Here is a 13,170-nt window from a genome sequence, read left to right on the forward strand (position 1 = left end):
CGTTCGGTTCGGACTCAGTGCGTACGGGTGACTTTGCTCAGGTGTCGCGGCTGATCCGGGTCCATGCCACGGGCCACGGCCAGACCGGCCGCCATCACGTAGAAACTCTGGATCGCCAGGATCGGGTCGAGCGCCGGATGCTCCGCGCGGCTCAAGGTCAGGTCACGTTCGCTCACGTCATCCGGGGCGGCCAGCAGCACGCGGGCGCCGCGCTGGCGCATCTCGGCCGCCAGGCTCAGCAGACCGGCCTGTTCGGCACCGCGCGGGGCGAACACCAGCAACGGGTAATGTTCGTCGATCAAGGCCATCGGGCCGTGACGGACTTCGGCGCTGCTGAAGGCTTCGGCCTGGATCGCCGAGGTCTCCTTGAATTTCAGTGCGGCTTCCTGGGCAATGGCGAAACCGGCGCCACGGCCGATCACCATCAACCGCTCGCAATCGCGCAGGGCGTCGATGGCCAGGCTCCAGTCCTGTTGCGCGGCTTCGCGCAGGCCCTCGGGCAGGGCGTTGTGCGCCTCCAGCAATTCGCTGTCTTCTTTCCAGTGGGCGATCAGACGAGCGCTGGCGCTGAGGGTGGCGATGAAACTCTTGGTCGCGGCGACACTGCTTTCGGTGCCGGCCAGCAACGGCAGGCTGAATTCACAGGCAGCTTCCAGCGGCGAATCGGCGGCGTTGACCATCGACACGCTGAGGGCGCCGCGTTTGCGCAGCAGGCGCAGGCTGTTGACCAGATCCGGGCTCTGGCCTGACTGCGAGAAGGCGAACGCGACCTGACCGCTGACCTTCAACGGCGCCTGTTGCATGGTCACCACCGACATCGGCAACGACGCCACCGGTACGCCAAGTTGCTGCATGGTCAGGTAGGCGAAGTAGCTCGCCGCATGGTCGGAGCTGCCACGGGCAACGGTCATCGCCACTTGCGGCGGCTGACGGCGCAGGCGCCCGGCGATCTCGATCATTTGCGGGTCGAGCTGTTGCAGTTGGGCTTGCACGGCCTCGAACGAGGACAGCGCCTCCTCAAGCATTTTTGAAGTCAATGTCTTCTCCTTCGACCATGACGGCGGTCAGTGTGAGTGAGCGATCCAGCCGCACGCAGTCGGCCCAGACGCCGGGTTGCAGGCGCCCGCGTTCGGTGATGCCGAGGTAGTCGGCGGGGAATTGCGAAAGACGTTGCGAGGCCTCGGCGATCGGCAGACCGATCTTCACCAGATTGCGCAGGGCCTGATCCATGGTCAGGGTGCTGCCCGCCAGGGTGCCGTCGGGCAGGCGCACGCCGCCCAGGCATTTGGTGACGGTGTGGCTGCCGAGCTTGTACTCGCCATCGGGCATGCCGGCGGCGGCGGTGGAATCGGTGACGCAGTACAGGCATGGAATCGAGCGCAGGGCGACGCGGATCGCGCCGGGGTGTACGTGCAGCAAATCCGGAATCAGTTCGGCGAATTTTGCGTGGGCCAGTGCTGCACCGACGATGCCCGGTTCCCGGTGATGCAGCGGGCTCATGGCGTTGTACAAATGCGTGAAGCTGGTGGCGCCGGCTTCGAGGGCGGCGACGCCTTCCTCGTAACTGCCGAGGGTGTGACCGATCTGCATGCGGATGCCACGGCTGCTGAGTTCACGAATCAAACCGTCATGGCCGGCGATTTCCGGGGCGATGGTGATCACCCGGATTGGCGCGAGTGCCAGATAGTCTTCGACTTCCGCCATCAACGCGGTGTGGGCGAAGTTCGGTTGGGCGCCGAGTTTGCCCGGGTTGATGTACGGGCCTTCGAGGTGAACGCCGAGTACCCGGGCGGCGCCTTTCGGACGCTGTTCGCAGAACTCGCCGACCTCCTTGAGCACGCTGGCAATCTCGGCACTCGGCGCGGTCATGGTGGTGGCCAGCAGCGAGGTGGTGCCAAAGCGCACGTGGGTCTTGGTGATGGTTTCGAACGCGCTGGCGCCTTCCATGATGTCCTTGCCGCCACCGCCGTGGACGTGCAGGTCGATGAAACCCGGCAGCAGATACGGCAAGTCATTGGTCGCCGGATCGCAAGGCACGCCTTCGATCGACACGACTCTGCCGTGTTCGTGGATCAGCCGGCCGCGAATCCAGCCGTCAGCGGTGAGGATGTTGTCTTCAGACATTTCGCTTCTCTCGTTTGGCCTGGCTGCTGATCAGCGGCGAAGCTCTGCAACAAAGTCGTAGTAGTCGTTGCGGCAATAGGTGTCGGTGACTTCGATCGGCGTGTTGTCTTCCAGGTAGCCGACCCGGGTCATCAGCAACATCGCGGTGCCGGGGGCGATGCTGACCAGCGCGGCGAACTCGTCCGAGGCGTTGATTGCCTGGATGTGCTGCAAGGCGCGCACGATCGGTTTGCCGATGCTGTCGAGGTGTTCGTAGAGGGAATCGCCCACCACCTGTGGCTTGGGCATGATCGAGGCGGGCAGGGTGCTCATCTCGATGGCCATCACGGTGTCGTCGGCTTTGCGCAGGCGTTTCATGCGCGCGACCTTGTCGTTCGGCGACAGGCCGAGGCGGATCAGTTCTTCGTGGGTGGGCAGGGTGATTTCCCGCTCCAGCCATTGCGAGCTGGGTACGAAGCCCTTGAGGCGCAGCATTTCGCTGAACCCCGACAGGCGCGACAGCGGTTGTTCAAGGCGTGGGGTGATGAAGGTGCCGGAACCTTGCAGGCGGCGGATCAAGCCTTGATCGAGCAGGACTTCCAGCGCCTTGCGGGCGGTGACCCGGGAAATCCCCAGCATTTCGCTGAGATTGCGCTCCGAGGGCATCGCCTGTTCGGCTTTCCACTGGCCGGCATGGATCGCCGCTTCCAGGTTGCGCGCCAGTTGCAGGTACAGCGGCGTCGGCTGGGAGTCGTCAGGGCGCAGGGCGTGGAGATCGTTCATGCAAGGCACTTCCGGAGCTGATATTGGTTTGTTGTCGCTCGCTATTTCGGCGAAAACTAATACCACTTGAATACCATGTCAACGCAGCGGAAAGGCCTGTAGTCCTTTGGAATCGGGTGTTTGAGAGAGGGTGGTTTCAAGTGGTATTAGCGGTGGGCTCTGGAAAGCAAAAGATCGCAGTCTGCGGCAGTTCTGGCGGGTGAAAGTGGTATCACCGTTCAGACGTTGCCGCAGGCTGCGATCTTTTTGATTTATTTTTTGCGAGCGACCAATGGTCGGGGGAAAGGGCCGCTTTGCGGCCCCTCGGGAGCGTGCTCCCTGGATGACAGAATCAGGGGCGGATTTCGATCATCGTGCCGTCCGGCACCAGGTTCCAGACTTCGCGCATGTCGACGTTGCGCATGGCGATGCAGCCGTCGGTCCAGTCCAGGGTGTGGAACAGTTGTTCCGGGTTGTCCTCGGAGTCCGGCGTGCCGTGGATCATGATCATGCCGCCAGGCTCGACGCCTTCGCGGCGGGCGCGGGCGGAGTCGCTGATGTTCGGGTAAGAGATGTGCATCGACAGGTTGAATTTGTCGCTGGTCTTGCGCCAGTCGATCCAATAGAAACCCTCCGGTGTGCGTTTGTCGCCTTCAATCAGCTTCGGGCCTTTTTTCGCGCCCTTGCCCAAGGAGATGCGATAGCTCTTGAGTGGCTTGCCGTCGGCGATCAACTGCAGTTGATGAGCCGATTTGAGCACTAGTACTTTTTCGATGAGCGGGGTGTTCGAAGGCGTCACGGTGGTCACGAATGACGCTTGGGAGACGGTGACGAACGACAGGCAGAACAGGGCAAGCAACCAGCGCATTGAAACGATTCCCCAGAAATGAAGCAGATACTTTATTTATAGATAGTGTGCAGGCGCTGTCGCGGGCTGCGTTAGCCGGTTATCGGCCGGCTGCCGTCGAAATCAAGTGATGGCCGGTTGAGCGAGCGGCGGAATCGATTCGGAGCGAACCGGATAGACCTCGACGCGCCGGTCTGCAAAGAAGCATTCCAAAGTACGGCCCACCGTGCGGAAAGCCAGCTCGTCCCAGGGAATGTCGGCTTCGTCGAACAGTTGCACTTCCAGGCTTTCAGGGCCGGCGGCGAAGTCCAGATCCGCCAGCTCGGCGCGGAAAAACACATGCACCTGACTGATGTGCGGCACGTCGATCAGGGTGTAGATGCTCAGGTTGCGCACCCGGGCGCAGGCTTCCTCGGCGGTTTCGCGGATGGCGGCCTGCTCGATGGTCTCGCCGTTTTCCATGAAACCGGCGGGCAGCGTCCAGTAACCGAGGCGTGGCTCGATGGCGCGGCGACACAGCAGGACTTTGGTGCCCCAGGTCGGCACGCAACCGGCCACGATATTGGGGTTCTGGTAGTGAATCGTCTGACAGCTGTCGCAGACGAATCGCAGCCGCGAGTCGCCTTCGGGAATGCGCTGGGTCACCGGGTTGCCGCACTGGCTGCAAAATTTCATGCTGGGGTTCCTGAATGCTGCGCCTATCTTGGCGTGCAGCGGTGTCAGTCGGCAAGTTGTCGTTTCGCGACATGACGCCTGTTCGGGGCTTGGGCGGTCGCAATGATTGGTGCATGATGCAGGGTAAGGCACCGATCGAGAACACTTATGCTGGACGAGCTACTGCACCGGGTAAGCAATCACACGCCGCGCACGCTGGAGACCGACACGCGTTTCCCCGAGGCCGCTGTCCTGGTGCCGATTACTCGCAGTGACGAACCCGAACTTGTCCTCACCCTACGCGCCAGCGGGCTCTCGACCCACGGCGGCGAAGTCGCCTTCCCCGGTGGACGACGGGATCCGGAAGACCCGGACCTGATTTTCACCGCGCTGCGTGAAGCCGAAGAAGAAATCGGCCTGCCGCCGGGACTGGTCGAAGTGATCGGTCCGCTCAGTCCGCTGATTTCCCTGCATGGCATCAAGGTCACGCCGTATGTCGGGGTGATTCCCGATTTTGTCGAGTACCAGGCCAATGATGCCGAGATCGCTGCGGTGTTCAGTGTGCCGCTGGAGTTCTTCCGCAAGGATCCGCGCGAACACACCCACCGCATCGACTATCAGGGTCGCAGTTGGTACGTGCCGAGCTACCGTTACGGCGAATACAAGATCTGGGGGCTGACGGCAATCATGATTGTCGAGTTGATCAACCTGCTCTATGACGCCAAAATCAGCCTGCATCAGCCGCCCAAAAGCTTTATCAATACCTGAAGCCATCGCTCGAATGGCCAGCCATCGTGAGCCCTGAGGAAAACAAGATGAAATACCGCCTGGGCGACGCCCGTGTCGAAACCCATCCGCAGAGCTGGGTCGCCCCCAACGCCGTGCTGGTGGGTAAAGTCAAACTGGAAGAGGGCGCCAACGTCTGGTTCAACGCCGTGTTGCGCGGCGACAACGAACTGATCCTGATCGGCAAGAACAGCAACGTCCAGGACGGCACCGTGATGCACACCGACATGGGCTATCCGCTGACCATCGGCACCGGCGTGACAATCGGCCACAACGCCATGCTCCACGGCTGCACGGTCGGCGACTACAGCCTGATCGGCATCAATGCGGTCATCCTCAACGGCGCGAAGATCGGCAAGAACTGCATCATCGGCGCCAATTCGCTGATCGGCGAAGGTAAGGAAATTCCTGACGGTTCGCTGGTGATGGGTTCGCCGGGCAAGGTGGTGCGTGAGCTGACCGAGCCGCAGAAGAAGATGCTCGAAGCCAGTGCTGCGCACTATGTGCATAACTCTCAGCGCTATGCGCGCGATCTGGTCGAGCAGGAAGAATGACAACCCCGGAAAGACCCGTCGCCTCGCCGTGCGTGAGCATTTGCGCGCTGGACGAAGACGACATTTGCACCGGTTGCCAGCGCACGGTCGAGGAAATTACTCGCTGGAGCCGGATGACGAATGATGAACGCCGGGTTGTCCTCGGGCTCTGTCATGAGCGGGCGAAGGCCAGTGGCCTGGTCTGGATGATCGGCAAAACGCCAGGGCAATAACCGATTTGATTGGCGTCATCGGAAGGCTGAAGTAACCTGTGCGCCAAATTGACAGGTCATGCCCATGATTTTCCTCATCGCTTACATCAGCAGCGTCGTGCTGATCAACTTCGCCTTCTCCACCGCGCCGCACCTGGACATCATCTGGTCGGCCTGGGGTGGGCTGGTGTTTGTGCTGCGCGACATGGTGCAGATCCGCTTCGGCCACGGCGCGATTGTGGCGATGCTGGCGGCGCTGGTGCTGTCCTATGTCACGTCCGATCCGTCGATTGCACTGGCCAGCGCCACGGCATTCGCGGTCTCCGAGTGCATCGACTGGCTGGTGTTCACCATCACCAAGCGCCCGTTGCGCGACCGCTTGTGGATCAGCTCGGCGCTGAGCATTCCCCTCGATACCTTCATCTTCTTCGGCATGATCGACCTGCTGACGCCGCCGGTGCTCATCACCGCGCTGGCCTCGAAGTTCGCCGGTGTGACTGCGGTCTGGCTGATCATGGCCTGGCGCGAACGCAAACAGGCTGTCGCCGGCTGAAGCCAAACCCTCAGGTTCATGTAAAATGCCGCGCTTTCTCCCCATGGAAAGCGCGTCTGGCGTTGCTTTCCTCGATGATCCGCTTCTTTGAGGACCTGAGATGACCCGTATCGGAACTCCATTGTCGCCGACCGCGACCCGCGTATTGCTGTGTGGCTGTGGTGAGTTGGGCAAAGAAGTGGTGATCGAGCTGCAACGCCTGGGCGTTGAAGTGATCGCCGTTGACCGTTATGCCAATGCGCCGGCCATGCAGGTTGCCCATCGCAGCCACGTGATCAACATGCTCGACGGCGCTGCCCTGCGTGCAGTGATCGAAGCCGAGAAGCCGCATTTCATCGTGCCGGAAATCGAAGCCATCGCCACCGCTACCCTGGTCGAACTGGAAGCCGAAGGCTTCACCGTGATCCCGACCGCTCGCGCCGCGCAACTGACCATGAACCGCGAAGGTATTCGTCGCCTGGCCGCCGAAGAGCTGGACCTGCCGACTTCGCCATACCACTTCGCCGACACCTTCGAGGACTACAGTAAAGCCGTTGAGGACCTGGGTTTCCCGTGCGTCGTGAAACCGGTGATGAGTTCGTCGGGCAAGGGCCAGAGCCTGCTGCGCAGCGTTGATGACGTGCAGAAAGCCTGGGATTACGCTCAAGAGGGCGGTCGCGCCGGCAAAGGTCGCGTGATCATCGAAGGCTTTATCGATTTCGACTACGAAATCACTTTGCTGACCGTGCGTCACGTGGGTGGCACCACCTTCTGTGCCCCGGTCGGCCATCGTCAGGAGAAGGGCGACTATCAGGAATCGTGGCAGCCACAGGCCATGAGCCCGGTGGCGCTGGCTGAATCCGAGCGTGTTGCCAAAGCCGTGACCGAAGCGTTGGGCGGCCGTGGCCTGTTCGGCGTCGAGCTGTTCATCAAAGGCGATCAGGTGTGGTTCAGCGAAGTGTCGCCGCGCCCGCACGACACCGGTCTGGTGACCCTGATTTCCCAGGACCTGTCGCAGTTCGCCCTGCACGCCCGGGCAATCCTCGGTCTGCCGGTGCCGCTGATCCGTCAGTTCGGCCCATCCGCTTCGGCGGTGATTCTGGTGGAAGGCCAGTCGACCCAGACCGCATTCGCCAACCTCGGCGCTGCACTGAGCGAGCCGGATACCGCGCTGCGTCTGTTCGGCAAGCCTGAAGTGAACGGTCAGCGCCGCATGGGTGTTGCACTGGCCCGTGACGAATCGATTGAAGCCGCTCGTGCCAAGGCGACCCGTGCTTCCCAGGCTGTTGTAGTAGAGCTGTAAACCGAGTCGCGTCCATCGCGAGCAAGCTCGCTCCCACAGGTTCGGCGGTGTTCACAAATTATGTGTGTGGCCACGGACACTGTGGGAGCGAGCTTGCTCGCGAAGCTTTTGATCTAAGATCAGGCAACCTGATTCAAATCGTTATTACGCGTTTCCTTCAGGCACAGCACAGCGATCAAGCTGAGCACCGCAGCCGCAGACACATACCCGCCGACGTAACTCAAACCACCCATCGCCACCAGTTTCTGCGCAAAGAACGGCGCCGCCGAGGCTCCGACAATGCCACCGAGGTTGTAGGCCGCCGATGCACCGGTATACCGAACGTGTGTCGGAAACAGTTCCGGCAGCAGCGCGCCCATCGGGGCGAATGTCACGCCCATCAGAAACAGTTCGATGCACAGGAACAGCGCCACGCCCCAGGTCGATCCCTGAGTCAGCAGCGGCTCCATCAGAAACCCGGAGAGAATCGCCAGCACACCGCCGACGATTAGCACCGGCTTGCGCCCGTAACGGTCACTGGCCCAGGCTGACAACGGTGTCGCGGCTGCCATGAACAGTACTGCGAAGCACAGCAGTCCGAGGAATGTCTCGCGGCTATACCCCAATGTGGATACGCCGTAGCTCAGGGAGAACACGGTCGAGATGTAAAACAGCGCATAGCACACCACCATGGCGGCGGCGCCCAGCAACGTCGGTGCCCAGTACTGACTGAACAGCTCGACCAGCGGCACTTTCACTCGCTCCTGACGGGCGATGGCATTGGCGAACACCGGGGTTTCGTGGAGCTTGAGGCGCACGTACAAGCCGACCATTACCAGCGCCGCACTGAGCAGAAACGGAATCCGCCAGCCCCAGCTGCGGAATTGTTCATCATTGAGCGTCATTGCCAGCGTCAGGAACAAGCCGTTGGCAGCCAGAAAGCCAATCGAAGGGCCGAGCTGCGGGAACATGCCGAACCACGCCCGTTTGCCTTTCGGGGCATTTTCGGTCGCCAGCAGCGCTGCGCCGCCCCATTCGCCACCCAATCCCAGGCCCTGGCCGAAGCGCAGCACGCACAGCAGGATCGGCGCCCAGGCCCCGATGCTGTCGTAACCCGGCAGCACACCGATCAGCGTGGTGCAGACACCCATCAGCAGCAGCGAAGCGACCAAAGTCGATTTGCGTCCGATCCGGTCACCGAAGTGGCCGAACAGCGCCGAACCCAAAGGTCGGGCGAGGAAGGCGATGCCGAAGGTCAGGAATGCCGAGAGCATCTGCGCCGTGCCGGAGGTCTGCGGGAAGAACACCGGCCCGATCACCAGCGCGGCAGCAGTGGCGTAGACGTAGAAATCGTAGAACTCGATGGCCGTGCCGATGAAGCTCGCCGTGGCCACGCGGGTGGCGGAGTTGGTCGGTTGGGCAGGCGTGGTGTCGCTGTAAGCGGTACTGGTCGTCATGCGGTGATCCCTGACAGTCATGAGCTCCGTTGGAGCGAATTATTATGGTCGAACACCCAGGGATGTGGGATGAGGCGCGATCGCTGCTTCAGGTAGGAACAGTCGTCGGTGTGATGCGGATATTGCCGATGAACCGGCCGGATTGTGTCGGGTGCGGGGTAAGCACGCGGTTCGGCGGGGCTTGGGTAAGCACCGCGATTATAGGAAGGTGGCTAACGATTGAACAAGGGGCTGTCTAGCGGGCCGTGGCCAGCGCCGGAGCCGAAGTGGTGTGCCAGATCAGGACTTTGCTCACCCGGTTTTCCTCGGTTTCGAGAATCTCCAGGCGATAGCGGCCGATCTTCAGGCAGACCGCGCTTTCCGGGATGGTTTCCAGCGCCTCGGTCACCAGGCCATTGAGGGTCCGGGGGCCGTCGCTGGGCAGGTGCCAGCCCAGGCATTTGTTCAGCTCGCGGATCGACGCCGCGCCATCGATCACCATGCGGCCATCGGCTTGCGGGTGGATGTGCGGGTTGTCGAGGCTGTGCTCGCTTTCGAATTCGCCGACGATTTCTTCGAGAATATCTTCCAGGGTGACGATGCCGAGGACTTCGCCGTACTCGTCCACCACCATACCCAGACGCCGCTGCTGCTTGTGGAAGTTCAGCAGTTGAAGTTGCAGCGGGGTGCTTTCAGGGACGAAATACGGCTCGTAACTGGCCGCCAGCAAGGCTTCGCGGGTCAGGCTGCCATTGTCCAGCAAGTGGCGGATCTGGCGGGTGTTGAGCACCGCTTCGACCTGATTGATATCGCTGTGGAAGACCGGCAGGCGAGTACGCCGGTTCTTGCGCAATTGCTCGATGATCTCTTCGATCGGGTCGTCGAGGTTGATGCCGTCGACATCGCTGCGCGGCACCAGAATGTCATTGACCGTGATGTTGTCCAGCGCATGGATGCCTGAAACCGGGTGCGGGCGCACCGGATGATCCGGGTCGTCATGACGCTCCGTTGGCACATCATCTTCGCTCTGTTGCACCACCTGGGCCTTGCGGATGAACGGGCGCATCAGCAAACCACTGATGCGGCTGAGGAGCCAGGCAAGCGGGTAAACGACTTTCAGCGGTACTGCCAGCAGCGTATTGCCGAACGACAACACCGCATCCGGATAACGCTGGGCGAGGGCGCGAGGGAAATAGTCGGCAAAAACCAGCAGCAGGGCGCCGGCGCCGAGACAAGCCGCCCAGGGGCCGTTTTCTTCACAGAGAAAGATTGCCAGCAGGGTGGCCAGGATGACGGCCAGGGCGCGGCACAGGGTATTGCAGAGGATCAGGCTGTCGAGCGGGAAGCTGAGCTTCGCCAGCGGCTTGTCGCTGGCGCGGGAGGCGGTGCGTTGCGCGAGCAGGTGCTGTTGCGCCGCTTCGACGGCGGTAAACAGCCCCGACCAGAGAATCAGCAGGACAAATACCGCGAGCATCGGCCCTATGGGCAAACCGTCCATTTATGCCGCCCGTCAGATGTGCAGGATGTATTCACGAACCAGTTTGCTGCCGAAATACGCGAGCATCAGCAGGCAGAAACCGGCGAGGGTCCAGCGGATTGCCTTGTGCCCGCGCCAGCCGAGGCGGTTACGGCCCCACAGCAGGACGCTGAACACGATCCAGGCCAGGCAGGCCAGCAGGGTTTTATGCACCAGGTGCTGGGCAAACAGGTTCTCGACGAACAGCCAGCCGGAAATCAGCGACAGCGACAGCAAAGTCCAGCCGGCCCAGAGGAAACCGAACAACAGGCTTTCCATGGTTTGCAGGGGCGGGAAGTTCTTGATCAGCCCGGACGGGTGCTTGTGCTTGAGCTGATGATCCTGCACCAACAGCAACAAGGCCTGGAACACCGCGATGGTGAACATGCCGTAGGCGAGGATCGACAGCAGGATGTGCGCGAGGATGCCCGGTTCTTCATCGATGACCTGCACCGTGCCGGTCGGCGCAAATTGCGCCAGCAGCACCGTGATCGCACCCAGCGGGAACAGCAGCACCAGCAGGTTTTCCACCGGGATCCGCGAGCAGGCCAGCAGGGTCAGGGCGATGACAGCCGCAGCAATCAGGCTCGAGGCGCTGAAGAAGTCCAGGCCCAGGCCGATCGGCGTCAATAAATGGGTGAGCAGGCTGGCGCTGTGGGCCAGCACGGCGAGGACGCCGAGCGAGACCAGCAGGCGCTTGTTGGCCTTGGCGCCAGTGGCCAGGCGGGTGCCCTGATAGAGAGTCGCAGCGGCATAAAGAAGGGCGGCGGCGAGGGTGGTCAGCAAACTCGGTGACAAGGGGAGCATAAATCCTGTTAGGCAAGCCCGAAAGGGGCTGAGTTTGGCATAGAACCGCCATTGCACGAAAGACCGACAAGCTGACAGCAAGGTGTCCGCCAGACGCAGTCTTCGCTATAATCCGCGACCTGCCCACGCCGCAGGCTCGCCGAGCACATGTTGATTCCGGTCTGGGCCGCCATTATCCCGGTCTACACAGGGCCTGAAAGGATCGCGCAATGTTTGAAAACTTAACCGACCGTCTCTCGCAGACGCTGCGCCATGTCACCGGCAAGGCGAAGCTGACCGAGGACAATATCAAAGACACCCTGCGCGAAGTGCGCATGGCGTTGCTCGAAGCCGACGTCGCCCTGCCGGTGGTCAAGGACTTCGTCAATTCGGTCAAGGAACGCGCTGTCGGCACCGAGGTGTCGCGCAGCCTGACGCCGGGCCAGGCGTTCGTGAAGATCGTCCAGGCCGAACTCGAAAGCCTGATGGGCGCGGCCAACGAAGACTTGAACCTGAGCGCCGTGCCGCCTGCCGTCATTCTGATGGCCGGTCTGCAGGGCGCGGGTAAAACCACCACCGCCGGCAAGCTGGCGCGCTTCCTTAAAGAGCGCAAGAAGAAGTCGGTCATGGTCGTGTCGGCGGACATCTACCGTCCTGCTGCTATTAAACAGCTGGAAACCCTGGCCAACGACATCGGCGTGACGTTCTTCCCGTCCGACCTGAGCCAGAAGCCGGTCGACATCGCCAACGCGGCTATTAAAGAAGCAAAACTGAAATTCATCGACGTGGTCATCGTCGATACCGCCGGTCGTCTGCACATCGACGAAGAGATGATGGGCGAGATCAAGGCGCTGCACGCCGCGATCAATCCGGTTGAAACCCTGTTCGTGGTCGACGCCATGACCGGTCAGGACGCGGCCAACACGGCCAAGGCCTTCGGTGATGCGCTGCCGCTGACCGGTGTGATCCTGACCAAGGTCGACGGTGATGCCCGTGGCGGTGCCGCGCTGTCCGTTCGCGCAATCACCGGCAAGCCGATCAAGTTCATCGGTATGGGCGAGAAGAGCGAAGCGCTCGATCCGTTCCACCCTGAGCGTATTGCTTCGCGGATCCTCGGCATGGGCGACGTGCTCAGCCTGATCGAACAGGCTGAAGCGACCCTCGACAAGGACAAGGCCGACAAACTTGCTAAAAAGCTGAAGAAGGGCAAGGGCTTCGACCTCGAAGACTTCCGCGATCAGCTGCAACAGATGAAGAACATGGGCGGCCTCGGCGGGCTCATGGACAAACTGCCGAACATCGGTGGCGTCAATCTCTCGCAAATGGGCAATGCCCAGAACGCTGCAGAGAAGCAGTTCAAGCAGATGGAAGCCATCATCAACTCCATGACCCCGGCCGAGCGCCGCGACCCTGAGCTGATCAGCGGTTCGCGCAAGCGCCGGATCGCCATGGGTTCCGGCACCCAGGTGCAGGACATCGGTCGCTTGATCAAGCAGCACAAGCAGATGCAGAAGATGATGAAGAAGTTCTCCGCCAAGGGCGGAATGGCGAAAATGATGCGCGGCATGGGCGGTATGTTGCCCGGCGGCGGCATGCCGAAAATGTAAGGTGTCCCGTCTCACCCATTCTGCTCACTTATGGCGGCGTCTGATGCCCTCATGCTGCGTTGCCGCTCCTCGCCATAGCGGGCTATGACTCGTCGCGGCGCCTTGCTTGAGGGC

Annotated in this window: 14 protein-coding genes; 6 read left to right on the forward strand and 8 right to left on the reverse strand. The window is 61.6% G+C overall.

Features of this window, described 5'->3' with window-relative positions:
* Positions 1 to 14: 14 nt before the first annotated feature.
* The 5 genes from LOY31_RS05160 to LOY31_RS05180 form a co-directional block, all read right to left on the reverse strand.
* On the reverse strand, positions 15 to 1,037 hold the full coding sequence (locus tag LOY31_RS05160) for an SIS domain-containing protein (RefSeq protein ID WP_139834502.1): 1,023 nt from the start codon (positions 1,035 to 1,037) through the stop codon (positions 15 to 17).
* The gene (gene nagA, locus LOY31_RS05165) at positions 1,018 to 2,124 is read right to left on the reverse strand and encodes an N-acetylglucosamine-6-phosphate deacetylase (RefSeq protein WP_258712937.1); all 1,107 of its coding nucleotides are present in this window, start codon (positions 2,122 to 2,124) and stop codon (positions 1,018 to 1,020) included. The genes LOY31_RS05160 and nagA overlap by 20 nt, the downstream gene beginning before the upstream one ends.
* A gap of 30 nt (positions 2,125 to 2,154) precedes the next feature.
* Positions 2,155 to 2,886, reverse strand: a complete 732-nt coding sequence (locus tag LOY31_RS05170; protein WP_258712938.1) for a GntR family transcriptional regulator — start codon at positions 2,884 to 2,886, stop codon at positions 2,155 to 2,157.
* A gap of 331 nt (positions 2,887 to 3,217) precedes the next feature.
* Positions 3,218 to 3,733, reverse strand: a complete 516-nt coding sequence (locus LOY31_RS05175; protein WP_007954614.1) for a murein L,D-transpeptidase family protein — start codon at positions 3,731 to 3,733, stop codon at positions 3,218 to 3,220.
* Positions 3,734 to 3,835: 102 nt separating this feature from the next.
* On the reverse strand, positions 3,836 to 4,387 hold the full coding sequence (locus LOY31_RS05180) for an NUDIX hydrolase (RefSeq protein ID WP_085608171.1): 552 nt from the start codon (positions 4,385 to 4,387) through the stop codon (positions 3,836 to 3,838).
* A 147-nt stretch (positions 4,388 to 4,534) separates the two neighbouring features.
* Between LOY31_RS05180 and LOY31_RS05185 the strand changes: the two genes are divergently transcribed.
* The 5 genes from LOY31_RS05185 (at position 4,535) to purT (ending at position 7,732) form a co-directional block, all read left to right on the forward strand.
* Entirely contained in the window at positions 4,535 to 5,134 is a 600-nt protein-coding gene (locus tag LOY31_RS05185; protein WP_085608172.1) for a CoA pyrophosphatase, read from the forward strand.
* Positions 5,135 to 5,181: 47 nt separating this feature from the next.
* Entirely contained in the window at positions 5,182 to 5,706 is a 525-nt protein-coding gene (locus LOY31_RS05190; protein ID WP_007954617.1) for a gamma carbonic anhydrase family protein, read from the forward strand.
* Positions 5,703 to 5,918 (forward strand): DUF1289 domain-containing protein, encoded by a 216-nt coding sequence (locus tag LOY31_RS05195; protein ID WP_007954618.1) that lies wholly within the window; start codon positions 5,703 to 5,705, stop codon positions 5,916 to 5,918. Before LOY31_RS05190 ends, LOY31_RS05195 begins: the two co-directional genes overlap by 4 nt.
* A gap of 64 nt (positions 5,919 to 5,982) precedes the next feature.
* A complete protein-coding gene (locus LOY31_RS05200; protein WP_007954619.1) occupies positions 5,983 to 6,450 on the forward strand; it encodes a preQ0 transporter in 468 nt (155 codons plus the stop codon).
* A gap of 100 nt (positions 6,451 to 6,550) precedes the next feature.
* Positions 6,551 to 7,732, forward strand: coding sequence for a formate-dependent phosphoribosylglycinamide formyltransferase (purT, locus tag LOY31_RS05205; RefSeq protein ID WP_064382418.1), 1,182 nt, complete (start codon positions 6,551 to 6,553; stop codon positions 7,730 to 7,732).
* A 119-nt stretch (positions 7,733 to 7,851) separates the two neighbouring features.
* On the opposite strand, the gene LOY31_RS05210 is transcribed toward purT, so the two are convergent.
* The 3 genes from LOY31_RS05210 to LOY31_RS05220 all read right to left on the reverse strand — a co-directional run bounded on the left by LOY31_RS05210 (position 7,852) and on the right by LOY31_RS05220 (position 11,470).
* On the reverse strand, positions 7,852 to 9,168 hold the full coding sequence (locus LOY31_RS05210; protein WP_085609287.1) for an MFS transporter: 1,317 nt from the start codon (positions 9,166 to 9,168) through the stop codon (positions 7,852 to 7,854).
* A 235-nt stretch (positions 9,169 to 9,403) separates the two neighbouring features.
* Positions 9,404 to 10,645: a transporter associated domain-containing protein gene (locus LOY31_RS05215; protein ID WP_085609289.1), complete on the reverse strand. Its 1,242-nt coding sequence runs from the start codon at positions 10,643 to 10,645 to the stop codon at positions 9,404 to 9,406.
* A gap of 12 nt (positions 10,646 to 10,657) precedes the next feature.
* The gene (locus tag LOY31_RS05220) at positions 10,658 to 11,470 is read right to left on the reverse strand and encodes an inner membrane protein YpjD (RefSeq protein ID WP_007954625.1); all 813 of its coding nucleotides are present in this window, start codon (positions 11,468 to 11,470) and stop codon (positions 10,658 to 10,660) included.
* Positions 11,471 to 11,679: 209 nt separating this feature from the next.
* On the opposite strand from LOY31_RS05220, the gene ffh reads away from it, so the two are divergent.
* Positions 11,680 to 13,056, forward strand: a complete 1,377-nt coding sequence (ffh, locus tag LOY31_RS05225; protein ID WP_007954627.1) for a signal recognition particle protein — start codon at positions 11,680 to 11,682, stop codon at positions 13,054 to 13,056.
* Positions 13,057 to 13,170 lie beyond the last annotated feature (114 nt).

The sequence above is a fragment of the Pseudomonas sp. B21-021 genome, from assembly GCF_024749205.1.
Lineage (GTDB): Bacteria > Pseudomonadota > Gammaproteobacteria > Pseudomonadales > Pseudomonadaceae > Aquipseudomonas > Aquipseudomonas paraglycinae.